Source organism: Rhodanobacter sp. FW106-PBR-R2A-2-24 (assembly GCF_058789615.1).
Genome location: NZ_JBYTBV010000002.1, coordinates 3516016 through 3542038 on the forward strand (window position 1 = coordinate 3516016; position 26023 = coordinate 3542038).

Annotated in this window: 19 protein-coding genes; 12 read left to right on the plus strand and 7 right to left on the minus strand. The window is 67.5% G+C overall.

Annotated features, from left to right (window positions below; translation table 11 throughout):
* Positions 1–102 precede the first annotated feature (102 nt).
* Positions 103–1743, plus strand: a complete 1641-nt coding sequence (locus AC3WQA_RS17080; protein WP_492676224.1) for an alpha/beta hydrolase — start codon at positions 103–105, stop codon at positions 1741–1743.
* A 22-nt stretch (positions 1744–1765) separates the two neighbouring features.
* Here AC3WQA_RS17080 and AC3WQA_RS17085 read toward each other — a convergent pair whose 3' ends face one another.
* Complete coding sequence (locus tag AC3WQA_RS17085) at positions 1766–4213, minus strand: DUF3772 domain-containing protein (protein ID WP_492676225.1); 2448 nt, start codon at positions 4211–4213, stop codon at positions 1766–1768.
* A 149-nt stretch (positions 4214–4362) separates the two neighbouring features.
* Here AC3WQA_RS17085 and AC3WQA_RS17090 point away from each other — a divergent pair, with 149 nt between their 5' ends.
* The 4 genes from AC3WQA_RS17090 to AC3WQA_RS17105 all read left to right on the plus strand — a co-directional run bounded on the left by AC3WQA_RS17090 (position 4363) and on the right by AC3WQA_RS17105 (position 8792).
* On the plus strand, positions 4363–5037 hold the full coding sequence (locus AC3WQA_RS17090) for a hypothetical protein (protein ID WP_492676226.1): 675 nt from the start codon (positions 4363–4365) through the stop codon (positions 5035–5037).
* On the plus strand, positions 5034–5375 hold the full coding sequence (locus AC3WQA_RS17095; RefSeq protein ID WP_492676227.1) for a transcriptional regulator: 342 nt from the start codon (positions 5034–5036) through the stop codon (positions 5373–5375). The genes AC3WQA_RS17090 and AC3WQA_RS17095 overlap by 4 nt, the downstream gene beginning before the upstream one ends.
* Positions 5376–5576: 201 nt before the next feature.
* A complete protein-coding gene (locus AC3WQA_RS17100; protein WP_492676387.1) occupies positions 5577–7421 on the plus strand; it encodes an ABC transporter ATP-binding protein in 1845 nt (614 codons plus the stop codon).
* A gap of 165 nt (positions 7422–7586) precedes the next feature.
* Entirely contained in the window at positions 7587–8792 is a 1206-nt protein-coding gene (locus AC3WQA_RS17105; RefSeq protein ID WP_492676388.1) for an MFS transporter, read from the plus strand.
* 1 nt (position 8793) lies between these two features.
* Here AC3WQA_RS17105 and ahpF read toward each other — a convergent pair whose 3' ends face one another.
* Together ahpF and ahpC are read right to left on the minus strand one after the other, a co-directional pair.
* On the minus strand, positions 8794–10380 hold the full coding sequence (ahpF, locus tag AC3WQA_RS17110) for an alkyl hydroperoxide reductase subunit F (RefSeq protein WP_492676228.1): 1587 nt from the start codon (positions 10378–10380) through the stop codon (positions 8794–8796).
* A 265-nt stretch (positions 10381–10645) separates the two neighbouring features.
* Positions 10646–11209, minus strand: coding sequence for an alkyl hydroperoxide reductase subunit C (gene ahpC, locus AC3WQA_RS17115; RefSeq protein ID WP_492676229.1), 564 nt, complete (start codon positions 11207–11209; stop codon positions 10646–10648).
* Between the two features lie 190 nt (positions 11210–11399).
* Here ahpC and prpB point away from each other — a divergent pair, with 190 nt between their 5' ends.
* Positions 11400–12284 (plus strand): methylisocitrate lyase, encoded by an 885-nt coding sequence (gene prpB / locus AC3WQA_RS17120; RefSeq protein WP_492676230.1) that lies wholly within the window; start codon positions 11400–11402, stop codon positions 12282–12284.
* A 131-nt stretch (positions 12285–12415) separates the two neighbouring features.
* A complete protein-coding gene (prpC, locus tag AC3WQA_RS17125) occupies positions 12416–13561 on the plus strand; it encodes a bifunctional 2-methylcitrate synthase/citrate synthase (protein WP_492676231.1) in 1146 nt (381 codons plus the stop codon).
* Positions 13562–13616: 55 nt separating this feature from the next.
* Here prpC and AC3WQA_RS17130 read toward each other — a convergent pair whose 3' ends face one another.
* Positions 13617–14291, minus strand: a complete 675-nt coding sequence (locus AC3WQA_RS17130; protein ID WP_492676232.1) for a TerC family protein — start codon at positions 14289–14291, stop codon at positions 13617–13619.
* Positions 14292–14577: 286 nt separating this feature from the next.
* Here AC3WQA_RS17130 and AC3WQA_RS17135 point away from each other — a divergent pair, with 286 nt between their 5' ends.
* The 3 genes from AC3WQA_RS17135 to AC3WQA_RS17145 all read left to right on the plus strand — a co-directional run bounded on the left by AC3WQA_RS17135 (position 14578) and on the right by AC3WQA_RS17145 (position 18121).
* Complete coding sequence (locus AC3WQA_RS17135) at positions 14578–16029, plus strand: bifunctional 2-methylcitrate dehydratase/aconitate hydratase (protein WP_492676233.1); 1452 nt, start codon at positions 14578–14580, stop codon at positions 16027–16029.
* 181 nt (positions 16030–16210) lie between these two features.
* Positions 16211–17275 (plus strand): OmpA family protein, encoded by a 1065-nt coding sequence (locus AC3WQA_RS17140; protein ID WP_492676234.1) that lies wholly within the window; start codon positions 16211–16213, stop codon positions 17273–17275.
* Between the two features lie 96 nt (positions 17276–17371).
* Positions 17372–18121, plus strand: coding sequence for a pseudouridine synthase (locus tag AC3WQA_RS17145; RefSeq protein ID WP_492676235.1), 750 nt, complete (start codon positions 17372–17374; stop codon positions 18119–18121).
* Here the strand turns inward: AC3WQA_RS17145 and kbl are convergent, their stop codons facing one another.
* From kbl to tdh, 3 genes are all read right to left on the minus strand, one after another.
* Positions 18122–19315, minus strand: a complete 1194-nt coding sequence (gene kbl / locus AC3WQA_RS17150; RefSeq protein WP_492676236.1) for a glycine C-acetyltransferase — start codon at positions 19313–19315, stop codon at positions 18122–18124.
* A 165-nt stretch (positions 19316–19480) separates the two neighbouring features.
* Positions 19481–23062 carry a DUF748 domain-containing protein gene (locus tag AC3WQA_RS17155; protein WP_492676237.1) on the minus strand — a complete coding sequence of 1194 codons (3582 nt, stop codon included), beginning with the start codon at positions 23060–23062 and terminating at the stop codon, positions 19481–19483.
* 294 nt (positions 23063–23356) lie between these two features.
* On the minus strand, positions 23357–24391 hold the full coding sequence (tdh, locus tag AC3WQA_RS17160) for an L-threonine 3-dehydrogenase (RefSeq protein WP_492676238.1): 1035 nt from the start codon (positions 24389–24391) through the stop codon (positions 23357–23359).
* Between the two features lie 240 nt (positions 24392–24631).
* On the opposite strand from tdh, the gene miaA reads away from it, so the two are divergent.
* Both miaA and hfq read left to right on the plus strand, forming a co-directional pair.
* Entirely contained in the window at positions 24632–25606 is a 975-nt protein-coding gene (miaA, locus tag AC3WQA_RS17165; protein ID WP_492676239.1) for a tRNA (adenosine(37)-N6)-dimethylallyltransferase MiaA, read from the plus strand.
* Between the two features lie 112 nt (positions 25607–25718).
* Positions 25719–25997, plus strand: a complete 279-nt coding sequence (gene hfq, locus AC3WQA_RS17170; protein WP_492676240.1) for an RNA chaperone Hfq — start codon at positions 25719–25721, stop codon at positions 25995–25997.
* Positions 25998–26023: the final 26 nt, after the last annotated feature.

Genomic DNA, 26023 nt, shown 5'->3' on the forward strand with positions numbered 1-26023 from the left:
CGCAGGATAGGGGCGCTGCAAGCGCCAGGTTCCACGACGGGATAGCCGGCCTTCCGTGCCCCTGGCTTCCCGGCCCGCATACCGTCCATCAAAGGGGTTGCCATGCGTAGCCGTTTCATTGCTGCCGTCGTGTTCGGCTGCGGCCTGCTGTATTCCGTCGCTGCGATTGCAGGTGACGATGTCGCGGCGGTGCCGACGCACCGCTTCTTCCACGTGCAATTGGGCGGTGGGCAGCCACAGCCGGTATCCGGCCGCCTGCTGCTGTTCGCCACCGCGGCGAAGGATGCCGAGGCCGCCGCGAAGGCGCGTGGCGGCGACGGCAAGGTGAGCGAGGTGGACACCAGCCCGTTCTTCCCCACCCGGACGGCCGTCGCCGCGCGCGAGGTGGATCGCTGGTTGCCAGGACAACTGGTCGATATCGACGCGGATCGCACGGCCTTCCCGCAGGGCTGGTCGCAATTGCCGCCGGGCGATTACGCCGTGCAGGCGGTGCTGGACGTGCACCACGATTACAACTACGGCGGCCGCGATGCCGGCGATCTGGTGAGCCCGGTGGTGACGCTGCATCTGCCCATGGCGGAGGTCCCGACGCTGGTGCTGGATGCCGTCGTGCCCGCGCGCGATCCGTGGCAGTTGGGTCGCTGGGCGGCGGCGATGGGGCAGGATGTGTTGCCGGCGGCGCGCGTGCATGCGCGCGAGATCGACTTCGTGAGCCCCGCGCTCACGGCGTTCCGGGGACGCCCGGTGCACATGCGCGGCCGCGTGCTGCTGCCGCCGGGCTACGACGCAAAGGCGAACATCACGTATCCCACCGTGTATTACACGCAGGGTTTTGGCGGCGGCAATGATCGCGTGGTCGGTACGCTGGTGAGCATCTACGCGGCCATGGCCAAGGGTGAGATGCCGCCGATGATCTGGGTGTTCCTGGACGAATCCGGCCCCACCGGCACCACGGAGTTCGCCGACTCGGTGAACAACGGCCCATGGGGCCGCGCGCTCACCACCGAGCTGATCCCCGCGCTGGAGAAAACCTACCGCATGGATGCGAAGCCCGGCGGCCGTTTCCTGCAAGGCCACTCATCGGGCGGCTGGGCCACGCTGTGGCTGCAGACACGTTATCCGAAGCTCTTCGGCGGCACCTGGTCGACCTCGCCCGACCCCAGCGATTTCCACGACTTCACCGGCGTGGATCTGTACGCGCTGCACGCCAATGTCTACCGCAAGGTCGACGGCACGCCGTATCCGCTGGTGCGCGACCACGGCAAGGTGCTTGCCAGCTTCCAGCAGTTCGCCCAGCTTGAGCGCGTGTTCGGCCCGTATGGCGGCCAGCTGGCCTCGTTCGAGTGGGTGTTCTCGCCACGCGGCAAGGACGGCCGGCCCGAGCCGCTGTTCGACCGCGACACCGGCGACGTCGATTCTGCCGTGGTGGCCTACTGGCGCGAGCACTACGACATCGCGTACCGCCTCGCGCGGGATTGGCCTGGGCTGAAGGGGGATCTGGACGGCAAGATCCACCTCTACGTGGGCAGCGCCGACACCTTCTACCTCGACGGCGCCGCGCAACGGCTCAAGGCGGTGCTGGACGGCCTGCACGCGAAGTCCGACATCCGCTTCATTGCCGACCGCACGCATTTCGACCTGTACCGCGTCGGTGACGACCGCCAAGGGTTGCTCAAGCAGATTGCGTGGCAGATGTATCGCGTGGCGCGTCCGCATTCCGCGCTGAAGCCGCCGGCGTCGTGAGGCGCATGGCGCCGGCGCGCCTTCACGATGGCTGCGACGGCACCGCCGGGCTGTCCTCGCCCAGCGGCCCCAGCGTGCGCACCACCATGCTGGTTGGCGTGGACAGTGGCAGCTGCGCCTCGCGCAGGCGCTGCAGGATGTCGAACAGGAGGTCGCTCTTCACCGCGCCCACGTCACGCGGACTGTGCACGTAGGCGATGGCGCTGAAGGTCATCGAGCTGGCGTTGATGTTGTCCAGTCGCACCATCGGCGTGGGCATCGAAAGCGTGGCCGGATGGGCGCGCAGGGCGTCCAGCATCAGCTGGCGCGCGCGATCGGCGTCGGTGTCCAGCGGCATCGGCAGCAGGATGCGCACGCGGCCCTGTGCGCTGGCGTGGGTCACGTTGCGCACGTTCTGGGTGATCAGCTGCGAGTTCGGCACGATCACGGTGGAGCGATCCGCCAGCTGGATCTCGGTGGCGCGCACGTTGATGCGGCGGATGTCGCCTTCCACGTCGGTGGAAAGACTCACCCAGTCGCCCACGCGCACCGGCCGCTCCACCAGCAGGATCAGGCCGGAGATGAAGTTCTGCACTACCGCCTGCAGGCCGAAGCCGATGCCCACCGACAGTGCGCTGGCGATCCACGCGATGCTTTGCAGGTTGACGTTCAGCGCCACCAGCGCCAGCGCGAACACCAGCACGCCGCCCAGATAGCCGAGCAGGGTGACGATGGACTCGCGCATGCCCGGGTCCATCTGCGTGGTGGGCAGGAGCTGGTCGCGCAGCCAGCGCTTGAGCATGCCCAGCGCGATCAGGCCGAGCACGAACACCGCCAGCGCGATCAGCACGGCGCCGGGATCGATGGTGAGCTGGCCCAGCTTGAGCCCGCTGAACACCTGCAGTGCGCTCTGCACGAGTTCCGCCGGGCCGGCATCGAACGGCGCCAGCACCAATGCCAGTGCGGTCAGCGCCAGCAGCATGCGGGTGACGCCGGTGAGCACGGTGGCGGCCTGCTCCAGCGTGGCGGCATCGAGGTCGAAGCCAGCCTGCAGGCGCGCACCGCTGCGGCCGTGCGGCGACAGCAGCGTGTCGAACAGGTCGCGGGTCAATTGCACCAGGAGATAGAGGCAGGCACCCACCAGCCCCACCCACAGCATTTGCACCGCGACGAAGAAGGCCAGCGCCACGTAGCCGAGACTCACCGCGATCCAGCACAGCAGCACGCCCAGCGTGGCGGCGAAGCTCAGCAAGCCCATCCATAGCGGTCGCCGGGCTGGCGTGCCGGTGGCGGAGTCGCCTTCGCGCCGCGCGCGGCGCAGACGCACCAGCGCCAGCCCTACCAGGGCGCTGACCAGGAGCGCCAGCAGCGCATGCAGCAGCACCGTGGCCGGCAGGCTCGAACCGATGCTGCGCACGATCCGCTCGCTGCCGCCGGCCAGCAGCGCCGCGCCGGCCAGCCACCATGGGTAGCGCCGCAAGCGATGCGCGGCGAGATCCGGCAGCGGCAGCAGCCGCCACGAGGGCTGGCGCGCCGACAGTACCGCGCTGCCCAGGCCGGCCATCAGCGCGGCGAAGCCAGTGACCCGCACCAGGGCAGCGGCCAGCGCGTCGAGGTCGCTGGCCAGCGTGTCGTTCCAGTTCAGCCCGAGCCGCAACAGTCGCGCGGCGAGCCAGAGTGTCAGCGCGGTGGCCAGCGCCATCGCCGCCGCCGTGGCGCTGCGGCGCAGACGACCTTCGGGCAGCCAGGGTGTGGCGAACCGATGCCACAGCAGGCGGCTGACGCTGCGGCCACCGCTGGCCAGCAGCACGGCAGCGCCCAGGCACAGCAGCAGCGGCAGCCGGTTCGGCGTCTGCCAGGCATCGGACCAGGCATCGCCCCAGCGCGAACCCAGCCGCTGCAGGCGGGCGAGGTCGTTGGGCAGCGAATGTACCTGCTCGGCCCAGAAGGCATGGCCCAGCGGGGTGTCCGTGCGCGCGGTGAGGCGCGCCTGGAACAGGTCGTTGCGCAGGCCGGTGATCTGCGCGGCCACCTGCAGCGCGTCCAGGCTCAACGATTTGGCGCGCACGATCTGCGCATTGAGGTCGGCTTGCGCCTTGTCCAGTTGGCGGCGCTGCGCGGCCACGGCCGGCGCCTCCGGCGGCGCGCCCTTGGCCGGTGCCGGACCCAGCACGCCCAGCTGCGCCACCAGCGCACTCATCGGCGACGCCAGCCCATCGGCCAGTTGGCGGGCCTGATCCTGCACCGCCAGCGCCTGCGTGCGCAGGTCGGCGAGCGTGGACTTGTCGACGGCGGCCTTCTGCGCATTCTTCAGCGTGTTCTTGACCGTATCGAGCTGGTCGGACAGCTGCTGCAGGCTTTGCGCGGGCGTGGCGGCCGGCGCGGCGACGTCCGCGTCGGCGCGGGCTGGTGCGGAGGCGAAGGCACCGGCCAGTGCGAGCGCGAGCAGGATGGCCGGCAGCGCCGACGGTCGACGGAAACAGGTAGGCATGCCGGCATGATCCGGGGCATGCCGGTGGCGGTCAATCGACGCACGGAACGCGGCATGGCTGGCGTTCAGTCGCGGCGTGCGTTCGATGCGGGTTGACGGAAACAAGTTTGCAATGCAAACATGTATGCATTGAACGATGAGGGGCAGGCATGACCGACACGCTGCAAACCGGGCTGTGCGAGCTGGCGACGCTGACCCGCGACTACGCCCGCTATTCGCGCAGCGCAGGCGGGCTGGCGGCGGTGCTGGGCGGCGCATTCTGCCTGGCTGCGTATCTGCTGGGCGGCCTGCTGCCGGCATCGACCGTGTTGCACGCCGCGCTGGCGGCCTTGCCGCTGTTGTGGCTGCTGGCCAAACAGGGCATGGCGCGGTGCTATTACCAGCGTCTGGGCCATGTGGAGGAGCAGGAATCTGCCGCCGAACGCCGTACCCATCGCCTCGGCATCGGTGTGGTACTTGTGGTGGCCGTGCTGGTAACCGGGTCGGCGCTGGCTCACGGCCCGCACCTGGCGCCTGGCGTGCCTGGCTATCTCGCCCTGGTCTGGCTGCTGGTGCTGGCCAGTTGGCGCTGGTTGCGCAGTCCGCTGGATTTTATCGTCGGCACGTTCCTGTTCTGCCAGGCGGCTTTGCTGTGCATCGACCGGGCGTATCCGGTGATCGGCACCGCCGCCGCCAACGAGGCGTTGCCGCTGGCCCTGCTGGCCCTGCTGTTTCCGCTTGCGGCGCTGGGGATGATCGCCCGTGGCGTGGCCGACCATCGACGCTTCCTGCGGCTGCGCGAGCAGTTGCTGCATTTGCGCGGCGAGATGGCGGGCGACGCATGAGCACGCCGTCGCGCATCGGCGAGGTGATGGCGCTGGACCGGCTGGTGCATGAGCCGGCGCGGCTGCTGATACTCGCCGTGCTGGCCAACGCCAAGGAGGTCGAGTTCGTCTTTCTGGAGCAGGTCAGCGGACTCAGCAAGGGCAACCTCTCCAGCCACATGAGCAAGCTGGAAGCAGGCGGCCTGGTCGAAGTGAAAAAGAGCTTTCGCGGCAAGCGTCCGCTGACCGAATTGCGCATCACCGCCGCCGGCCGCAAGGCGCTGGCCGACTACCGGCAGAGCCTCGCACTGGTGATGCAAGAGCTGCCTGCGCCAGGTGCTGCGGCAAAGCGCAAATGAGGCGCGGGCTGTTCGATCCTTGATCCATCAACCTGGGAAGCAAGCCATGTCGGGTTTCATCGTCGTGTTCATCGTCATCATCGTCGCGTCGGCCAGCGGCTATGCCGCGCGCAGGAAGCGTGCGAAGAAATAGGCTGCGCCCTTGCGCACTGGCGGGCGTGCATCCACGCTAGGCATCCCTCGCCGGATGCACGCCCGATGATCTTCCGCTGGTTCGAATCCCTGATCGATGCCTTCAAGGAGCCCGCCGACGGCATGCCGCCGGCGTCGGTGGGGCGCTTCTATGCGTTCTACCTGGGCCAGGTGTGGCCCTTGTTCCTCGCCGTGGTGGTGGTGGGTTTCGTCGTGGCGGGCATCGAGGTGGCGCTGTTCGGCTTCATCGGCCGGGTGGTGGATCTGGCCAAGGAAGTGCCGCCATCCGGCTTCTTCCATCGGCACGGACCCGAGCTGGCGTGGATGGCGCTGGTGGTCGTGGTGGCGCGGCCGATCTTCAATGCGCTGCACGATCTGCTGGTGAACCAGGCCATCGTGCCCAACCTCACCACGCGCATCCGCTGGCAGAACCACCGCTACGTGATCCGGCAGAGCCTGGGCTTCTTCCAGAACGATTACGCCGGGCGCATCGCCAACCGCATCATGCAGACCGCCGGCTCGCTGCGGCAGTCCACCGTGCAAATCGTCGATGCAATCTGGTACGTGGTGGTGTACACCGGCAGCGCGGCAGCGCTGTTCGCGCATGCGAACGCGTGGCTGGCGTTGCCGCTGCTGGTGTGGGCGGTGTTGTACGTGGGGGCGCTGGCGCTGTTCATTCCGCGCATCAAGCAGCGTTCGTGGCTGGCCTCGGCGGCGCGTTCCAAGCTGATGGGACGCATCGTGGACGGCTACGGCAACGTGCTTACGCTCAAGCTGTTCGCACACGGTCGCCGCGAGGAGGCCTACGTGGCCGAGGCGATGGCCGAGCAGAACGAAAAGACCCAGCGCATGACCCGCGTCACCACCGTGATGGACGCCAGCATCACCGCGTTGAACGGGCTGCTGATCGCCGGCACCTCGGGCCTTGCGCTCATGCTGTGGAGCGAGGGCCGCGTCACGGTGGGCGCCATCGCGCTCTCCACCGGGCTGGTGATCCGCATCAGCAATATGTCTGGCTGGATCATGTGGGTGGTCAACGGCATCTTCGAGGATGTGGGCACGGTGCAGGATGGCATCACCACCATCGCGCAGCCGCGTGCGGTGCAGGATCAGGCCGGCGCCGCCGCGCTGACGGTCGTGCGCGGCGAGGTGCGCTTCGAGCAACTGGCCTTCGCCTACGGTGGTCACCGCGCGGTGTTCGCCGGGCTCGATCTGGTTGTGCGTCCCGGCGAGAAGATCGGCCTGGTCGGCCCTTCCGGCGCCGGCAAAACCACGCTGATGAACCTGCTGCTGCGCCTGTACGATCTGGATGGCGGGCGCATCGTCATCGATGGCCAGGACATCGCGCGCGTCGCGCAGGAGAGTCTGCGCGCGCAGATCGGCGTGGTGACCCAGGACACCGCGCTGCTGCATCGCTCGATCCGCGACAACATCCTGTACGGCCGTCCCGATGCCGGCGCCACCGAGCTCATGGATGCCGTGCGCAAGGCGCGCGCCGACGAGTTCATCCCCGGGCTCGCCGACGGCGAAGGGCATCGCGGCTTCGATGCCCTGGTGGGCGAGCGCGGGGTGAAGCTTTCGGGCGGCCAGCGCCAGCGCATCGCCATCGCCCGTGTGCTGCTCAAGGACGCGCCCATCCTGGTGCTGGACGAGGCCACCAGCGCGCTCGATTCCGAGGTCGAGGCGGCGATCCAGGAGAGCCTCGACGTGCTGATGCAGGACAAGACCGTCATTGCCATCGCCCATCGCCTCTCCACCATCGCGCGGATGGATCGCCTGGTGGTGCTCGACCAGGGCCGCATCGTGGAAAGCGGCACGCACGCCGAGCTGATCGCGCACGGCGGTTTGTATGCGCGGTTGTGGCAGCGGCAGACCGGCGGTTTCGTGGCGGTGGCGGACACGCTGCCGGGCTGAATGGGCGTCGCGCCGTCGTCGCGTGCCTCGGCGTCGCTCACCCGCATCTGCCGCTTGCTGCGACAATGGCGGCCTGCGGGGCCGCTGCGGGCCTCATCGAAAGGTTGCGTATTCATGGATCAGGCTGCTGTGCGCGTTGTTGGGGCCAGTGCGGAGGCTTCGGCGATGCCGGGGGGCGGGGCGGGGCAGGCGCGCGATTTCCGCGTGGTGGCCGCGGTCAGTTCGGCGCACATGCTCAACGACATCATGCAGTCGGTGATCCTGGCGCTGTATCCGCTGCTCAAGGGCGAGTTCGACCTCAGCTTCTTCCAGATCGGCGCCATCACGCTGACCTTCCAGCTCACCGCCTCGCTGCTGCAGCCAGTGGTGGGCACGCTGACCGACCGGCATCCGTTGCCGCTGATCCTGCCGATCGGCATGGCTTCCACGTTGTGCGGGCTGCTGCTGCTGGCGTTCGCGCCGAATTACCCGCTGGTGCTCTTGGCGGTCGGCATGATCGGGGTGGGCTCGTCCACCTTCCATCCCGAATCCTCGCGCGTGGCGCGACTGGCCTCGGGTGGGCATTACGGGCTGGCGCAATCGCTGTTCCAGATCGGCGGCAACACCGGCTCGGCGCTGGGGCCGCTGCTGGCAGCCTTCCTGGTGCTGCGCCACGTGGATGGCGGGCGGCCGCACGCGGCGTGGTTTGCCCTGATCGCCCTGCTCGGCATGGTGATCCTGCTGCAGGTGGCGCGCTGGTACCAACGCCATCTCGACCGGCGCGGCAAGAAGCATGTGGCGGCGGTACAGCCGCGCTATCCGGCGGCGGTGGCGCGCCGCACGGTGGGCTTGCTGCTGGTGCTGATGTTCTCCAAGTTCTTTTACCTGTCGAGCATCAGCAGCTATTACACCTTCTACGTGATGCACCAGTTCGGCGTTTCGGTGCACGCGGCGGCGAACCTGCTGGCGGTGTTCCTGTTCGCGGTGGCGGCCGGCACGCTGATCGGCGGGCCGCTGGGCGACCGCATGGGGCGGCGGCGGGTGATCTGGTTCTCGATCCTGGGCTGCGCGCCGTTCACCCTGATCCTGCCGCACGTGGGCCTGGGCGCGACGGTGGCGCTCAGCGTGGTGATCGGCCTGATCCTGGCCTCGGCTTTCCCGGCAATCATCGTCTACGCGCAGGACATGCTGAACCACCGCATCGGCATGGTGTCCGGCCTGTTCTACGGCTTCAGTTTCGGCCTGGGCGGGCTGGGCGCGGCGGTGCTTGGCCTGGTGGCCGAGCATTACGGCATCGTGTTCGTCTACCAGGTGTGCGCGTACCTGCCGCTGCTGGGTGTCTTCGCGCTGTTCCTGCCCGACGTGCGGCCACCGCCGAGGGACGCCGGCTGATTCACGCGGCCTCGGTTTGCATGCTCGGCACCGAGCTGCGGATCAGGTGGTCGAACGCGCCCAGCGCGGCGGTCGAACCCGCGCCCATCGCAATCACGATCTGCTTGTACGGCGCCGTGGTGGCGTCGCCAGCGGCGAACACACCGGGCAGCGAGGTCGCTCCACGCGCGTCGATCACGATCTCGCCGCGTGGCGACAGTTCCAGCGTACCCCGCAGCCACTCGGTGTTCGGCAAGAGGCCGATCTGCACGAAGATGCCTTCCAGCGTGAGACTGTGCATGCTGCCGTCCGTGCGGTCCTTGTAGACCAGTCCGCTGACCTTCTGGCCGTCGCCAAGCACCTCGGTGCTTTGCGCGCTGACGATCACCTCCACGTTCGGCAGGCTGCGCAGCTTGCGCTGCAGCACCTCGTCGGCGCGCAGCTTGCCGTCGAATTCGAGCAGGGTGACGTGGGCCACGAGGCCGGCCAGATCGATCGCCGCCTCCACGCCGGAGTTGCCGCCGCCGATCACCGCGACACGCTTGCCCTTGAACAGCGGGCCGTCGCAGTGCGGGCAGTAGGCCACGCCCTGGTTGCGGTACTCGTTCTCGCCGGGCACGCCCATCTGCCGCCAGCGCGCGCCGGTGGCGAGCACCACGGATCTGGACTTCAGCGTGGCGCCGCTATCCAGTTCGACCTCTACCAGGCCGCTGGCGGATTCGCTGGCGGGCACCAGCTTCGTGGCGCGCTGCAGGTTCATGATGTCCACGTCGTAGTTGCGCACGTGGTTTTCCAGCGCGGCGCCGAGCTTCGGGCCTTCGGTGTAGTCGACCGAGATAAAGTTCTCGATGGCCATGGTGTCCAGCACCTGGCCGCCGAAACGCTCGGCCGCCAGGCCGGTGCGGATGCCCTTGCGCGCGGCATAGATCGCCGCCGCCGCGCCGGCCGGGCCGCCGCCGACCACCAGCACATCGAAGGCTTGCTTGGCCTTGATCGCCTCGGCCGCGCGCTGCTGCGCGTCGGTGTCGAGCTTGGCCGCGATCTGCTCCAGGCTCATGCGGCCCTGCTCGAACAGCTTGCCGTTCAAGAATACGGTGGGCACCGACATGATCTGGCGCGCGTCCACCTCGCCCTGGTACAGCGCGCCGTCGATGGCCACGTGGTGGATGTTCGAGTTCAGCACGCTCATCAGGTTCAGCGCCTGCACCACGTCCGGGCAGTTCTGGCAGGACAGCGAGAAATAGGTTTCGAAACGGAACTCGCCGTCGAGGTTCTGCACCTGCGCGATGGTTTCCGCCGCTGCCCTGGACGGATGCCCGCCCACCTGCAGCAGCGCCAGCACCAGCGAGGTGAACTCGTGGCCCAGCGGGATGCCGGCGAAGCGCACGCCGACGTCGGTGCCGATGCGGTTGATCGCGAACGAGGGCTTGCGCGGCTCGCTGTCGTCGCGGCGCAGGCTGATCTTGTCGCTCATCGCAGCGATCTCGGTCAGCAGCTCGTCCAGCTCGCGCGACTTCGCGCCGTCGTCCAGCGACGCGACGAGTTCGATTGGTTGGGTGAGTTTTTCCAGGTAGCCCGCGAGCTGGGCCTGGATGGCGGCATCGAGCATGGTGACCACTCCGGCAGAGGTGGGAGAACGAGGCGGCAGGTTGCCGGCCGGGACCGCATCCGGACAGGCGCCGGGCGTGGCGTGTCGAGGAGTGCGGGCAGGCGCGTCCGGCGGCCTTGGGGGAGGGAGGTTTGTGGCAGCGGCCGGCACCGTGGGGAGGTGGCTGCGGAGGGGGCGGAGCCGGGTGCAAGCCGCTGGCACAAACGTCCTCGGAGGAACCCGGGCGCGGCGCGCCCGGGTTCGGTGTCGCGGGTGACGCGGCGGATCAGATCTTGCCGACCAGATCCAGCGACGGGGCCAGGGTCTTCTCGCCTTCCTGCCACTTGGCCGGGCACACTTCGCCCGGATGGCTGGCGACGTACTGCGCGGCCTTCACCTTGCGCAGCAGTTCCTTGGCGTCGCGGCCGATGCCGCCGGCGGTGATCTCGACGATCTGGATCTTGCCCTGCGGGTCAACCACGAAGCTGCCGCGGTCGGCCAGGCCGGCATCCTCGATCAGCACCTCGAAGTTGCGGCTGATCGCGTGGGTGGGATCGCCCACCATGGTGTAGCCGATCTTCTTCACCGCGGCGGAGGTGTCGTGCCAGGCCTTGTGCGAGAAGTGGGTGTCGGTCGAGACACTGTAGATCTCCACGCCCAGCTTCTGGAACTCGGCGTAATGGTCGGCCAGATCTTCCAGCTCGGTCGGGCAGACGAAGGTGAAGTCGGCCGGGTAGAAGAAGAACACGGACCACTTGCCCTTGAGGCTGGCCTCGCTCACTTCGATGAACTGGCCGGCCTTGAACGCCTGCGCCTTGAACGGCTTCACTTCGGTATTGATCAAAGACATTGCGTGATCTCCATTGCGGGTGGTTGGGTGCATCGACGGGATCAATTCTAGGCGGCTTGCCCTATGCGTCCAATTGATTGTTGGCATGGTCGCCATTGTCCGTGGCTATGGTCCGATGGATGGAGCGCTGTGCTGCAGCAAGTGCTGCGCGGGGTGCGTGGGCTAAAATGCGCGTTTTGACGGAGGCCATATGACCCACTCAGCCACCGCTGGCGCCCGCTTCCGCGCCGCGCTCGCCGCCGAATCTCCCCTGCAGGTGATGGGCGCGATCACCGCCTACGCCGGCCTGATGGCCAAACGGGTGGGCTACCAGGCGCTGTACCTCTCCGGCGGCGGTGTGGCCGCCAACTCGCTGGGCATGCCCGACCTGGGCATTTCCACCATGGAAGACGTGCTCACCGACGCTCGCCGCATCGTCGACGCCACCGGCTTGCCGCTCCTGGTCGACATCGATACCGGCTGGGGCGGGGCGTTCAACATCGCGCGCACCATCCGCAACTTCGAGCGCATCGGCGTGGCCGCCGTGCACATCGAGGATCAGGTGGGCCAGAAGCGCTGCGGCCATCGCCCCGGCAAGGAAGTGGTGCCGAAGGAGGAAATGGTCGACCGCGTGAAGGCCGCGGTGGACGCGAAGGCCGATCGCGATTTCGTGGTGATGGCGCGCACCGACGCGGCGGCGGTCGAGGGCATCGACGCGGCGATCGAGCGCGCGGTGGCTTACGTCGAGGCCGGCGCCGACATGATCTTCCCCGAGGCGATGAAGTCGCTGGACGACTACCGCAAGTTCAAGGCCGCGGTGAAGGTGCCGATCCTGGCCAACCTCACCGAGTTCGGCTCCACACCCTTCTACACCACCGACGAGCTGCGCTCGGCGGGCGTCGACATCGCGCTGTACTGCTGCGGTGCCTACCGCGCCATGAACAAGGCCGCGCTGGGCTTCTACGAAACCGTGCGCCGCGAAGGTACGCAGAAGCACATCATCGATCGCCTGCAGACGCGCGAGGAGCTGTACGACTTCCTCGGCTACCACGCCTACGAGGACAAGCTCGACGCGCTGTTCGCACAGAAAAGCTGACCTTCAAACCACGGTAGGAGCCCGCTCGCGGGCGATGCTCTGGCTTCGGCATGCACCAGAGCGGAAGCATCGCCCGCGAGCGGGCTCCTGCCCGAATTCAAAAGAACCCCCTGCATCACAGGAGACATCCGATGAGCGAACAAGTCCTTCCCAAGGCCAAGAAATCCGTCGCGCTTTCCGGCGTGGCCGCCGGCAACACCGCGCTGTGCACGGTGGGCCGCAGCGGCAACGACCTGCACTACCGCGGCTATGACATCCACGACCTGGCCACCAAGGGTTGCTTCGAGGAGGTCGCCTATCTGCTGGTGCACGGCGTGCTGCCGAACTGGACCGAGCTGCAGAACTACAAGGCCAAGCTCAAGCGCCTGCGCGGCCTGCCGGCGCCGGTGAAGGCCGCGATGGAGCTGCTGCCCGCCGCCACCCATCCGATGGATGTGCTGCGCACCGGCTGCTCGGTGCTGGGCACCGTGCTGCCGGAGAAGGACGACCACAACGTCACCGGCGCGCGCGAGATCGCCGACCGCCTGATGGCCAGCTTCGGCTCGATGCTGCTGTACTGGTACCACTTCAGCCACAACGGCAAGCGCGTCGAGACCGAGACGGACGACGATTCCATCGCGGCGCACTTCCTGCATGTCCTGCATGGCAAAAAGCCCAGCGAGCTGCACGCCAATGCGCTGGACAAGTCGCTGGTGCTGTATGCCGAACACGAGTTCAATGCCTCGACCTTCAGCGCCCGCGTGATCGCCGGCACCGGCTCGGACATGTATTCCGCCATCACCGGCGCCATCGGCGCGCTGCGTGGTCCCAAGCACGGCGGCGCGAACGAGGTGGCGATGGAGATCATCGCGCGCTACCGCAACGCGAACGAGGCCGAGGCCGACATCCGCGCCCGCGTGGAGAAAAAGGAAATCGTGATCGGCTTCGGCCATCCGGTGTACACGGTGTCCGACCCGCGCAACGAGATCATCAAGGAAATCTCGCGCAAGCTCTGCGCGGAAGGCGGCAATCCGACCCTGTTCGAGGTGTCCGAGCGCATCGAGAAGGTGATGGGCGAGGTCAAGAAGATGTTCCCCAACCTCGACTGGTTCTCCGCCAGCGCCTACCACATGATGGGCGTGCCCACTGCGATGTTCACGCCGCTGTTCGTGATCGCGCGCACCTCGGGCTGGAGCGCGCACGTGATCGAGCAGCGTGCCGACGGCAAGATCATCCGCCCCAGCGCGAACTACACCGGGCCGGAAGATCTCGCCTACGTGGCCATCGACAAGCGCTGATTGCATCGCTCGCGCAGTCGCGAAGAGGGGGCCGGTTCGGCTCCCTCTTCGCGTTTCATGAGGCGGCGGCGCCCGGTCGCCGTCGTGCGAGCCAGCCGCCGCCGCAGATCGCCGCAACCAGCAGCGCGTCGAGCGCGTACCTTGCCCAGCCATGGGCGGCGAACCAGGCGGAAAACCAGTGGTCGTGCGCGATCATGCGCGCGGACGTCCAGGCGATCGCGCCGGCGCCGAGGTAAATGATGGCCGGGAAGCGCTCGATCAGCTTCAGGATCAGGGTGGAACCCCATACCACCAGCGGTACGCTGACCAGCAGGCCCAGTACCACCAGCTCCAGGTGTCCCTTGGACGCGCCGGCGATGGCCAGCACGTTGTCCAGCCCCATTAGCGCGTCGGCGGCGACGATGGTGCGCAGGGCTGTCCAGAAACTGCTTGCGGCGTTGACTTCGTGTGGCGTGTCTTCGTGCTGCAGCAGCTTCCAGGCAATGGGGAGCAGCAGCAAGCCGCCAGCCAGCATCAGCCCGGGCAGTTCGAGCAGCCAGACCACCACGGCCGTCAGCGCGATGCGCACTGCCACCGCGCCGAAGGTGCCCCAGAACACGGCCTTCTGCTGCAGCGGTTTTGGCAAGTTGCGGGCGGCCAGCGCGATCACGATGGCGTTGTCGCCGGCCAGCACCAGATCCAGCAGGATGATGGTGAGCAAGCCGGTGAGAAAACTGCTGAAGGGTTCCATGCGATGTTCCGACGCGTCGAGGCCGTACGGCAACGGCGGGCGCGCGCAAGCCCGTCGTCACCGCAAAAGTCTCGTTCGCGGCATCCACCGCCGCGGCGCCCGGGGCGAGGTTTCGCCCGTGATGACGGAGGCCGCACGGATGCGGGAGCGCATCCGGAACTACTCCCCTTTGGGTGGTAGCGTGTCCATTGTCGTGGCTCGCGAGGCGAGGTTCAACCGCCTTGCCGCATTCCGGATGACGCGACGCATCACCTATAATTGGCGCTTCCCTCACGCGAGAGCCGCCATGAGCGCCCACGACATCCGTTCCGCCGTCCGCCCCGATCCCGACCAGCCGATGGTCGATATCGCCAATTACGTGGCGGATTACACGATCGAGTCGAAGGAGGCCTACGACACCGCGCGCTACATGCTGCTCGATTCGCTGGCCACCGCGATGATGGCGATGAAGTTTCCCGAGTGCGTGAAGCATCTTGGCCCCGTGGTGCCGGGTGCCAGCCTGCCGGGCGGTGCGCGCGTGCCGGGCACCAGCCACGAGCTCGACCCGGTGCAGGCCGCGTTCGCCATCGGCACGCAGATCCGCTGGCTGGATTTCAACGACACCTGGCTCGCCGCCGAATGGGGCCATCCCTCCGACAACCTCGGCGCCATCCTCGCCGTGGCCGACTGGCAGGGCCGCCAGGCCGAGCGTGAAGGCGGCACCGCGCCGACCGTGCGCGACGTGCTGGGCTACGCCATCAAGGCGCACGAGATCCAGGGCTGCTACGCGCTGCAAAACAGTTTCAACCGCGTGGGCCAGGACCACGTGATCCTGGTGCGCCTGGCCTCCACCGCCGTCGCCACCCACATGCTGGGCGGTGACAAGGAGCAGATCACCACGGCGGTGTCGCACAGCTGGATCGACAACGGCGCGCTGCGTACCTACCGCCACGCGCCCAATACCGGGCCGCGCAAGAGCTGGGCCGCCGGTGATGCTTGCCGCCGCGCCGTCACCCATGCCATCAACGCGGTGTATCGCGGTGTGGCGGGCTACCCGTCGGCACTCAGCGCCAAGACCTGGGGTTTCTACGACGTCGCCTTCAAGGGCAAGGCCTTCGAGTTCGAGCGCCCGTTCGGCAGCTACGTGATGGAGAACGTGCTGTTCAAGATCAGCTTCCCGGCCGAATTCCACGCACAGACCGCGGTGGAGTGTGCGATGCAACTGCATGGACAGGTGGCCGGCAAGCTCGATGAGATCGACCGCGTGGTGATCGAAACCCAGGAGGCCGGCTGCCGCATCATCGATAAGACCGGCCCGCTCGCCAACTACGCCGACCGCGACCACTGCATCCAGTACATGGTGGCGGTACCGCTGATCTTCGGCCGCCTGGTGGCCAGCGACTACAACGACGACATCGCCGCCGATCCGCGCATCGACACGCTGCGCAACAAGATGAGCGTGGTGGAAAATCCGCAGTTCACCAAGGATTATTTCGACCCGGAGAAACGCTATATCGGCAATTCGGTGCAGGTATTCTTCAAGGACGGCAGCAGCACGGAGAAAGTGTCTATCGATTATCCGATCGGCCACCGCAAGCGTCGCGCCGAGGGTATCCCGGTGCTGCTCAGGAAATTCGAGGCCGCCATGCGCGCCCACCTGCCGGCACACAAGGTCAAGGCCATCCTGGCGGTGGCGAATGATCCGGTGCAGCTCGACGCCATGCCGATCCAGCAGTTCCTGGGTCTCTTCACGCTGTGAACACACCGGGGCCGTGAGCCTCGGAGTAGAGCAAGCTGTATGGCGACACAATGGCGCCACCAGTGACAGGGTTGGTCGTTGTTAGCTTTGTGTAAAATAAAAAAAGTCGTCCGCACGCGATGCGTCGTCACAGATCAAGACGGACGCGGCAGCCTTCATATAATGAAACGGAGATAACCAAATGAAGCACAAGAGCCTTTATCTCATGCTCGCGCTGGCCGTGGGCGGCGTGGGCAGCTTCCACGCCCAGAGCGCTGTGGCCGCCGACAATGGCGACGCCGCGACCGCGCCCGTCTGGCCGAACGGCTATGACGACCGTTGGTACGTCGCGCCGACCGTGGGTGGCTACTACAACGACACCGACCGCAATACCAACAGCCGCCAGATCTACTACGGCCTGGGCGTCGGCAAGTTCATCGCGGCCAATACGTCGGTGGACGTGTTCTTCGACCGTACCAAGCGCAAGGTGGACAGCGCGGTCGGCGGCGGCAAATGGAGCAACAACAACCTCGGCGTGGCCGCGCGTTTCTACATGGGCCAGACGCAGTGGCGCCCCTACCTCCTGGCTGGCGTGATGGGTAGCCAGCATCAGGATCCCGGCAATCATGGCTGGTCGCCGGCGGCTGAATTGGGCCTGGGCCTGTCCGCGGCCATCAACAACAGCGCCGACTTCCGCGTGGAAGGTGGCTACCGCTACGACTGGGACAACAAGAGCCAGCCGACCAAGAGCGGCTACGGCGACTGGTTCCTGGGCCTGAGCATCGTCTCGCGCATCGGCGAAGTGCCGGCCGCGGCGCCGGCCCCGGCGCCAGTGGCGCCGGCTCCCGCCGAAGCCCCGGCCCCGATGGAAGCGCCGGCACCGCAGAAGGTGGTGATCGACCTGCGCGGCGTGAACTTCAAGTACGACCGTCCGAAGGTGGGCGAAAAGGATATCGCCAAGGTGCTGGCCGAACCGACCGCCGACTCGATCTCGCTGCTGGAGCAGGCGGTGGACACGCTCAAGCGCTATCCGGACGTGCACGTGACGGTGGCCGGCTACACCGATGGCAAGGGCAAGCCGGCGTACAACCAGGCGCTGTCCGAGCGTCGCGCGCAGATCGTGTACAGCTACCTGACCAGCCATGGCATCGATGCCAGCCGCCTGAGCGGTCCGATTGGCCACGGTGCCAACGACCCGATCGGCGACAACGCCACCGATGCCGGTCGCGCGCAGAACCGTCGCGTGGAGCTGCAGGTGCAGCACTGATCGCACGCGTTGCATGAGTGACACGGAGCCCGGCGCGAGCCGGGCTTCTTTTTTGGCGTGCCAGCGTGCAGACTCGCGGCCTTTCCGCCGCCACGCATGCCACCTGACGTGAAAACGCCTACGCCGCCCGGCAAACGCCATGGAGTCGCCCGCGCGCTCAGCAAACTGGGCGTGTGCTCGCGCAGCCAGGCCGAGCAGGCCGTGCGCGCGGGTCGGGTGATGGTGGATGGGCGCGTGGTGTGCGATCCCGATTATCCAGTGGTGGCCGAGCGTCATCGGCTCAGCCTGGACGGCGAGCTGGTGGGCGTGGCGGCGCGCGTCTATCTGGCGTTGAACAAGCCTCGCGGCCTGGTGGTGAGCGCCGCCGACGAGCGCGGCCGCGACACGGTCTACGGCTTGTTGCGCGATGCCGGCTTGCCGTGGCTGGGTCCGGTGGGGCGGCTGGACAAGGCCAGCGAAGGCCTGCTGCTGCTCAGCAACGACAGCGAGTGGGCGGCGGGCATCACCGAGCCGGCCACGCACCTGGACAAGACCTACCACGTGCAGGTGGTGGGCCAGCCGGATGCGGCGGCGCTGGCAGCCATGCTGGCCGGCGTGCGCGAAGGCGGCGATTTGCTCAGGGCGCGCAGCGCCTGCCTGCTGCGCACGGGCGAAAAGAATGCCTGGCTGGAAGTGGTGCTGGACGAAGGCCGCAACCGTCATATCCGCCGCTTGCTGGCAGCGCAGGGCTTCGAGGTGCTGCGGCTGCTGCGCGTGGCGATCGGCCCACTGCAACTGGGCGAGCTGCCCAAGGGCCAGTGGCGGCACCTGGACGCCGCCGAGGTGGCGGCGCTCAGGCGTCGCTGATCAGATCACGCCGAGCTGCTTGCCCACCTTGGTGAACGCCGCGATGGCGCGATCCAGGTGCTCGCGCGTATGCGCCGCGCTCATCTGGGTACGGATGCGCGCCTGGCCCTGCGGCACCACCGGGTAGAAGAAGCCGGTGACGTAGATGCCTTCGTCGAGCAGTGCCGTGGCCATCGCCTGCGCCTTGGGTGCGTCGTAGATCATCACCGGCACGATGGGGTGCACGCCGGGCTTGATGTCGAAGCCGGCGCGAGTCATCGCCTCGCGGAAATAGCGGGTGTTTTCCTTCACCTTGTCGCGCAGGTCGCCGGCGGCGTCCAGCATGTCGAACACCTTGATCGCGGCGGCCACCACGTGCGGCGGCAGCGAGTTGGAGAACAGGTACGGCCGCGAGCGCTGGCGCAGCATCTCGACGATCTCGGCGCGGCCGGTGGTGAAGCCGCCCAGCGCGCCGCCGAGTGCCTTGCCCAGCGTGCCGGTGAAAATGTCGATCTTGTCCATCACACCGTTGACCTCGGCCGAACCGCGACCGGTGTCGCCGAGGAAGCCAGTGCAATGGCATTCATCGATGTGCACCAGGGCGTGGTACTTCGCGGCCAGCGCGGTGATCTGGTCGAGCTTGGCGATGAAGCCGTCCATCGAGAACGCGCCGTCGGTGGAGATGAGCTTGGTGCGCGCACCGGCGGCGTCGGCGGCCTGCAACTGCTTCTCCAGATCCGCCATGTCGCTGTTGGCGTAGCGGAAACGCTTGGCCTTGCACAGGCGCACGCCGTCGATGATGGAGGCGTGGTTGAGCGCGTCGGAGATCACCGCGTCCTCCTCGCCCAGCAGCGGCTCGAACAGGCCGCCGTTGGCGTCGAAGCAGGCGGCGTAGAGGATGGTGTCGTCGGTGCCGAAGAAGTGCGCGATCTTCGCCTCCAACTGCTTGTGCAGATCCTGCGTGCCGCAGATGAAGCGCACCGAGGCCATGCCGAAGCCGTGCGTGTCCAGCGCATCCTTGGCGGCCTGGATCACGTCGGGATGGTCGGCCAGGCCCAGGTAGTTGTTGGCGCAGAAGTTCAGCACCTTGCGGCCGTCGGCCAGCGTGATCTCGGCCGACTGCGGCGAGACGATCACACGCTCGGCCTTGAACAGGCCCTGTTCGCGGATGGAATTCAGTTCACTGGCGTAGCGCGCCTGGCCGGGGTAGCTCATGTGGGGAGTCCGTTGGTGAGGAAAGGATGGAGTTTATTGAACAGTGCAGCCACGGATGGCTGCCCGTTTGATCTTCGCGATCAAGGATGATCGCAAAAATCTTGTTGAACAGTGCAGCCACGGATGGCCACCCGTTTGACCTTCGCGATCAAGGCTGATGGCAAATCAGTGCAGACCGAAATCGACGCGCGTGGTCTTGCCCTGATCGTCGATGCCCTTGGTGTCGAGCTTGGGCGCCAGCACGAACACACGGCTGTCGTCGAGCTTGCCGCGCAGCCAGGCACGCACGGCGTCGGCGCGGCGCTCGGCGAGCTGGCGCAGCGCGCCCGCGTTTACCGGCGCATTGGTTTCCAGCAGCTTGCGCATCACGTCCGGCGGCTGCGACTTGGTGAGGCCGATGGCGTCGCGCGGCTTGGGGAACTTGGCGTGCTTGTAGGCCTTCTTCAGGTACTTGTCGTACTGGTCGGGGGTGAGCTTGGCCAGGTCGGCGTCTTTGCCGGCTTCCTGCTGCACCAGGTCGTCCACCATTACCTTGCGCAGGCCGCTTTCGTCGAACTTCGGATCGATGCGGCCAGTGATGTCCAGCTTCAGCGCGGTCTTCTGCTGCAGGATCTGCACGATCTGCGCGAGTTTCTCCTGCGCCTTCGCGTCCAGCACGGCCGAGCCGGGGGCAAACTCCACATAGCCCAGATCCTGCTGCTTGCCGCCGCCCATGGCCGCGGCGATCAAGCGGAACGGTGAGGTCACGGCGCGGCCGATCAGGCGTGCGAAGGCATGCCATACCAGCCCCCCCACGCTGAATTGCGGATCGTCCAGCGAACCGGAGACGGGCAGGTTCACATCGATGTTGCCGTTGGCGTCCTTCAGCAGCGCCACCGCCAGTTTCACCGGGAGATGCCTGATGCCGCTGCCCTGGAGCGCATCGCCGAAGCTGAGCCGGGTGACGAAGAGGTGGTTGTCGGCGTCGAGCTTGCCGTGGTCGAGCCGATAGTGCACATCCATGTTGAGCAGGCCGCCGGTGATCGGATAGCCGGTGTACTTGCCCGCGTACGGCGACAGGTGGGTGAGCTCCACGTCGTCGGCCTTGCCCTTCACGTCGAGGAAGGCCGCCGGCAGCAGGGGATTGATCGTGCCGGTGATGGCCAGCGGCGCGCTGTCGTCGAGCTGGCCTTGCAGGTTCAGCTCGGCGGGTGCCCCGTCGACGCTGCCGAACGCGCCGACCTTGCCGGCGAGCTGGGTGATGTTGGCGGTGTAGTTCGGCTTGATGAAGTCGTCGGTGTAGTTGAGGTGGCCGTTGGAGAGCGTGATGCCGCCGATACGGATGTCGGCGGCTGGTGCGGCCGTGGCAGCGGCCTGCGGCAACGGCTTCGCGGCCGGCGAGCGCCGGGCTTGGGTCACGGACACCGGCGCGGCCGCCGGGTTGGCCACCACATCCTGCAGGTTCAGCCGGCCGTTCGCGTTGATGATGAGGCGGGCGTAGAAGTCGTCCAGTGCCAGGGATGTCACCGCCACCTGCGGCACGTCCCCGCCCAGGTGCACGTCCAGGTGGCTGGCGTCCAGCGAATTCCAGTGCAGGAAGTCCTCGCCGCTGAGCTTGTCCTGCACGCGCAGCTTGCCGAGGGTGATGCGACCGCGCCAGTCGAGTTGGGCTTGCGGCTGGTGCGCACGGTAGCGCAGGCGGCCATCGGCGCTGAGCAGGGCCTGGGCGAGCGTGACGTTGAGCGGCACCTCGACCAGCGATTGCCATGGTGCGACGTCGAGGCGCTCGGCGCGCACGCGCAGGTCGGCATCCAACGGCTGCGGACGCAGCGTACCGTCGATGCGCAGGCGGCCCCGACCGCTGCCGCCGTCCAGCGCCAGCTTGAGCGGCTGGCGCAGATCGTCGGAGAGGCCGTCGAGCCGGGCGTGTGCCAGCTTGAATTCGGTGCGGCCGCGACGGCCGGCAAGGCGGGGATCGGTGAGCGCCAAGCTGCCGTCCATGCCAGTCTGGGCGATGCTCCAGTGCCAGCCGGGCGACGGCGGCGACGGCTGGTGCGGGCCATGCGGCGGTGCGGGCTTCACCAGGTTGGCGAGGTCGATGCCGCCGTCTTGCAGGCGCTGCGCCTCAACCTGCAGGCCGTGCGCGATCAGATGGTCGAGTTGCGCCGTGTGGCTGGCGAGATCGAAGTGCGTGATGCCGGCTTCCAGCGATTGCCAGGCGAGCGGCGTGCGCTTGCCCTGCGCGAGGGCGAAGTTGGCGATGGTGGCGTTGGCCGACGACAGGCTGAGGTTGAGGGCCTTGCGCCAATCCGCCCGCAACTGGCCGGTGGCGCTCAGCGTGCCGCTGGCCAGGTCGGCGTTGAGCATCGGCGGAGCCAACGGCAGCAGCGGTGGCAGGCCGACGCCTTGCATGTCCAGCTTGCCGTCGTAGCGGCTGGCCGCCAGGTCGAGCTTGCCGTGCGTCGCCAGGCTGCCGCCGTCGAGCGTGGCGGCGATGTCGAGTGCAGCCGGCGGCGCGGCCACCGTGGACAGGCCGCGCAGCGTGCCATGGATGTTTTCCAGCGCCAGCGTGGCGGGCTTGCGGCCGCTGGCATCGGTATACACGACGCGGCCGCCTTGCAGGGTCAGCATGGCGATGCCCACCTCGGTGGCGGATGCAGCGGGCTTGGCCGATGGGGCTGGTTTTGCCGCATCGCCACCGGTCAGCGCATCGATCGTGCTGTGGCCATCGGCCGCGCGGGTGTCGTGCAGGGTCAGGTTATCCAACTGCACCGCGCCGAGCCGGTAGCGCGAGAGCAGTGGCTCCACATCGTCCAATGCGGCGTCGGCGTGCTTCATTTCCAGCAGCGGCATGCCGCCGGGCGTGGCCAGCGCGAAGTCGTCCAGCTGCAATCGGCCGCCGAGGCGCAACTGCGGGCCGGGCTTCGCCTGCACGAAGTGCAGCTCGAGCTGGCCGGACAACTGGCCGCGCGGGATCGCCACCGGCAGCCTCGCTGGCACATAGCCGAGGTAGCGCGGCAGGTCGAGGTGATCCAGCGTGAAGCTCACCATCGACTCGCGGCTGCCCGCGAACGGCTTGGTGCGGCCTTTGACGCGCAGCGGGCTGCCGTCCACGTTCATCGCCAGCAGCGGCTGCACGAACACGTCGGTGTCGCGCGGCAGGTTGGCGATGAACGGAATGCCGAGCTCCAGGTGGTCGATGCGGTGCGTGGCGTGCGTTACCGCGTCGGCGAACACGATGTCGCCGTCGTGCACGCGGATGTTGGAGAGCGCGAAGCGCGCCGGCTGGCTGCCTGGCTGCGGCGGGCCGTCCGCGAATTTGGCGACGAGGTCGGAGAAGTTGAACTGTTGCGGCGCGCCGCGCGCGATGTGCAGTTGCGGATGCTGCAGCGAGAGTTCGTCCAGCACCGGCGCCAGGCGGAACAGCGAGCTCCACGAGGCGTTGATCACCGCGCGGTCGACATCGACGAAGGGCGAACGGCCGTTGCGGTCGGCGATGTGCAGCTTGTCCAGCTGCAACCGCAGGGTGAATGGATTCAGGTGCGCCTCGCCCACGCTGACCGGGCGGTCGAGCAGGGCGGTGAGCCGCGTCTGCAACTGGTGCCTGATGATCGGCGGCGCGGCGAAGAAGCCGAGCAGGCCATAGACGGCCAGCACGATGGCGACGATCAGGCCGGCCCGGCGTACGCGGCGCGAGCGACACCACAGCAGCGCCTTGGCGCGTGCTGCCGCCAGTCTGGAGCCTGTCGATGGGGGTCGGTCGTTCATGTCGGGTATCCGTGGGCGCCGTGGCCGGCGCGGCGCACCGGGAGCTTCCCCTGGCCGGCAGCCGTGCCGGGCCGGGAAAGTTTACGCGGATACCGTGTCGAGGTATCGCGACGGCGGTGGCGTTCCGCCGTCGCTGGCACTTGTCAGAACCGGTGAAAAATCCCGCGTCGTGCGGGGTTTTTCATTGGCGCGGCCGGACATGTCCAGGCGCGCCACCGTGAATCAACCACTGACGCGGCGGACTCGCCATCGGCCATCCATGGCTGGGCAGGGAACTTGAAAAATCACCAACGCTCAGTTCCAGGAGCACACCACCTTGCCGCACTGGCCGGCGTCCATCAGGTCGAAGCCCTTCTGGAAGTCGTCGATGTGGATCTGGTGGGTGAGCGCCTTCTGCAGCGGGAAGCCGGTGAGCACCATCTGGGTCATCTTGTACCAGGTCTCGTACATCTTGCGGCCGTAGATGCCCTGCAGGGTGAGGCCCTTGAAGATCACCTTGTCCCAGTCGATGCCGGCGCCCTTGGGCTGGATGCCGAGCAGGGCGATCTTGCCACCGTGGTACATGCAGTCGAGCATGCCGTTGAAGGCGCGCGGGTTGCCGCTCATCTCCAGGCCCACGTCGAAGCCTTCCATGTGGAGATCCTTCATCACGTCCTTGATCGAGGCGTTGGCCACGTTCACCACGCGCGTGGCGCCCATGTCGGCGGCCAGCTTCAGACGGTAGTCGTTGACGTCGGTGACCACCACGTTGCGCGCGCCCACGTGCTTGCAGATGCCGGCGGCGATGATGCCGATCGGGCCGGCACCGGTGATCAGCACGTCCTCGCCGATCACGTCGAACTCCAGCGCGCAGTGCGCCGCGTTGCCATAGGGATCGAAGAACGCGGCCAGTTCGGACGGGATCTGGTCGGGAATCGGCCACAGGTTCGAGGCCGGCATGGCCATGTATTCGGCGAACGCGCCGTTGCGGTTCACGCCGATGCCGATGGTGTTCGGGCACAGGTGCTGGCGGCCGGCACGGCAGTTGCGGCAGTGGCCGCAGACGATGTGGCCCTCGGCCGAGACGCGGTCGCCGACCTTGTAGCCGGTGACGCCGGGGCCGACTTCCACGATGCGACCGACGAACTCGTGGCCGATGGTCAGGCCGGGCTTGATGGTGCGCTGACTCCACTCGTCCCACTTGTAGATGTGCAGGTCGGTGCCGCAGATCGCGGTCTTCTCGATCTTGATCAGCACCTCGTTGGGGCCGACCTCGGGCACCGGCACCTCTTCCATCCAGATGCCCTGTTCGGGCTTGCGCTTGACCAGGGCTTTCATTGTCTGCGGCATGGGGAATCCATCGACAGGCCCGCGAAGCGGGCGGGAGGCCGACGATTATACGACCGCGCCGGCGGGCGACCGTCGTGCGTTGCAGCGCCGAGCTATCCACAGGAGGTGTGGATACGACCGGGACAAGCCTGTGGAAAAGCGCGATTGCGGGCGCGCTATCAGTCACTTGGCTTGGTTTGCCGAAGTTTTGCGCAAGCCGGCATCGGTTACCCTTGCGGCTTGCTCCGATACCCGCCACGCATGAACCGCGATACCCGCTTCGATACCCGCCCACGCGCCATCTTCCTGATGGGTCCCACTGCTTCGGGCAAGACCGACCTTGCCTGCGCGCTGGCCGATCACTTCGGCGTGGAGCTGGTCAGCGTGGATTCGGCGCTGGTCTATCGCGGGCTCGACGTCGGCGCGGCCAAACCCGATGCAGCCACGCTGCGGCGTTACCCGCACGCCTTGATCGACATACGTGATCCGGCGCAGCCGTATTCCGCGGCGGATTTTCGCGACGATGCCCTGGCGGCGATGCGCGCGATCACGGCGCGCGGCAGGGTGCCGCTACTGGTGGGCGGCACCGGCTTGTATTTCCGCGCCCTGCAGCGCGGGCTGTCCGAGTTGCCGTCAGCCGACCCGGCGCTGCGCGCCCGTTTTGGCGAGGAGGCGGAGCTCACGGGTTGGCCGGCGCTGCATGCGCGCCTCGCGCGGCTCGATCCGCCTGCGGCGGCGCGGATCGGCGTGAACGATGCCCAACGCATCGGACGCGCGCTGGAAGTGATCGAGCTGTGCGGGCGGCCCTTGTCCGACCTGCAGCGCGCGGGGCAGGGCGGGGCGTTCCCGTGGCGCGTGCTGAAGCTGGCTTTGCTGCCGGCCAGCCGTAGCGAACTGCACGCGCGCATCGCGCGGCGCTTCGATGCCATGCTGGCGGCGGGGTTTCTCGACGAGTTGCGCGCCTTGCGCGCGCGCGGGGATCTGCACGCCGACCTGCCGGCGATACGCGCGGTGGGTTACCGCCAGGGCTGGGAGCATCTGGATGGCCGCATCGACGCCGCCACGTTTCGCGAGCGGGCCATCTTCGCCACGCGCCAGCTGGCCAAGCGGCAGATCACCTGGCTGCGTTCCGAACTGGATGCGCGCCTGTTCGACCCCGAGCCGGCATCGCCCCTGACTGCCGTGGCGGCGGCGGTGGAGCTGTTCCTGGGCCTGCCGCCGGATCGGGCCGGATAGATGAAAAACCGCTTCCTTCAAGCCCTTGAACCCGGTTAACATCGCCAACGTTACGCCGGGGCGCCGCAGGCGTTTTTTCCCGGCAGGCTCGCCGCACAGGGGAAAACAACAAATGTCCAAGGGACAATCGCTGCAAGATCCTTTCTTGAATGCCCTGCGCCGCGAGCGCGTGCCGGTGGCCATCTATCTGGTCAACGGCATCAAGTTGCAGGGCACGGTCGAATCCTTCGATCAGTTCGTGGTGTTGCTGCGCAACCAGGTCAGCCAGATGGTGTACAAGCACGCCATCTCCACCGTGGTGCCCAGCCGCAACGTGCGCATCGGCAATGGCCATGACGGCCATGACGCGTCGTCCGACGCCGCCCCGGCGGACGCCGCCGCAGACGCTTGAATCGTCGCCGGCCGGCCCACATGAAG

What these genes read in the sequence shown, in the direction of transcription:
- AC3WQA_RS17080 (WP_492676224.1), top strand. Translation starts at nt 103, where the DNA reads ATGCGTAGCCGTTTCATTGCTGCCGTCGTGTTCGGCTGCGGCCTGCTG.
- AC3WQA_RS17085 (WP_492676225.1), bottom strand. Translation starts at nt 4,213, where the DNA reads ATGCCTACCTGTTTCCGTCGACCGTCGGCGCTGCCGGCCATCCTGCTC.
- AC3WQA_RS17090 (WP_492676226.1), top strand. Translation starts at nt 4,363, where the DNA reads ATGACCGACACGCTGCAAACCGGGCTGTGCGAGCTGGCGACGCTGACC.
- AC3WQA_RS17095 (WP_492676227.1), top strand. Translation starts at nt 5,034, where the DNA reads ATGAGCACGCCGTCGCGCATCGGCGAGGTGATGGCGCTGGACCGGCTG.
- AC3WQA_RS17105 (WP_492676388.1), top strand. Translation starts at nt 7,587, where the DNA reads ATGCCGGGGGGCGGGGCGGGGCAGGCGCGCGATTTCCGCGTGGTGGCC.
- ahpF (WP_492676228.1), bottom strand. Translation starts at nt 10,380, where the DNA reads ATGCTCGATGCCGCCATCCAGGCCCAGCTCGCGGGCTACCTGGAAAAA.
- ahpC (WP_492676229.1), bottom strand. Translation starts at nt 11,209, where the DNA reads ATGTCTTTGATCAATACCGAAGTGAAGCCGTTCAAGGCGCAGGCGTTC.
- prpB (WP_492676230.1), top strand. Translation starts at nt 11,400, where the DNA reads ATGACCCACTCAGCCACCGCTGGCGCCCGCTTCCGCGCCGCGCTCGCC.
- prpC (WP_492676231.1), top strand. Translation starts at nt 12,416, where the DNA reads ATGAGCGAACAAGTCCTTCCCAAGGCCAAGAAATCCGTCGCGCTTTCC.
- AC3WQA_RS17130 (WP_492676232.1), bottom strand. Translation starts at nt 14,291, where the DNA reads ATGGAACCCTTCAGCAGTTTTCTCACCGGCTTGCTCACCATCATCCTG.
- AC3WQA_RS17135 (WP_492676233.1), top strand. Translation starts at nt 14,578, where the DNA reads ATGAGCGCCCACGACATCCGTTCCGCCGTCCGCCCCGATCCCGACCAG.
- AC3WQA_RS17140 (WP_492676234.1), top strand. Translation starts at nt 16,211, where the DNA reads ATGAAGCACAAGAGCCTTTATCTCATGCTCGCGCTGGCCGTGGGCGGC.
- AC3WQA_RS17145 (WP_492676235.1), top strand. Translation starts at nt 17,372, where the DNA reads ATGCCACCTGACGTGAAAACGCCTACGCCGCCCGGCAAACGCCATGGA.
- kbl (WP_492676236.1), bottom strand. Translation starts at nt 19,315, where the DNA reads ATGAGCTACCCCGGCCAGGCGCGCTACGCCAGTGAACTGAATTCCATC.
- AC3WQA_RS17155 (WP_492676237.1), bottom strand. Translation starts at nt 23,062, where the DNA reads ATGAACGACCGACCCCCATCGACAGGCTCCAGACTGGCGGCAGCACGC.
- tdh (WP_492676238.1), bottom strand. Translation starts at nt 24,391, where the DNA reads ATGCCGCAGACAATGAAAGCCCTGGTCAAGCGCAAGCCCGAACAGGGC.
- miaA (WP_492676239.1), top strand. Translation starts at nt 24,632, where the DNA reads ATGAACCGCGATACCCGCTTCGATACCCGCCCACGCGCCATCTTCCTG.
- hfq (WP_492676240.1), top strand. Translation starts at nt 25,719, where the DNA reads ATGTCCAAGGGACAATCGCTGCAAGATCCTTTCTTGAATGCCCTGCGC.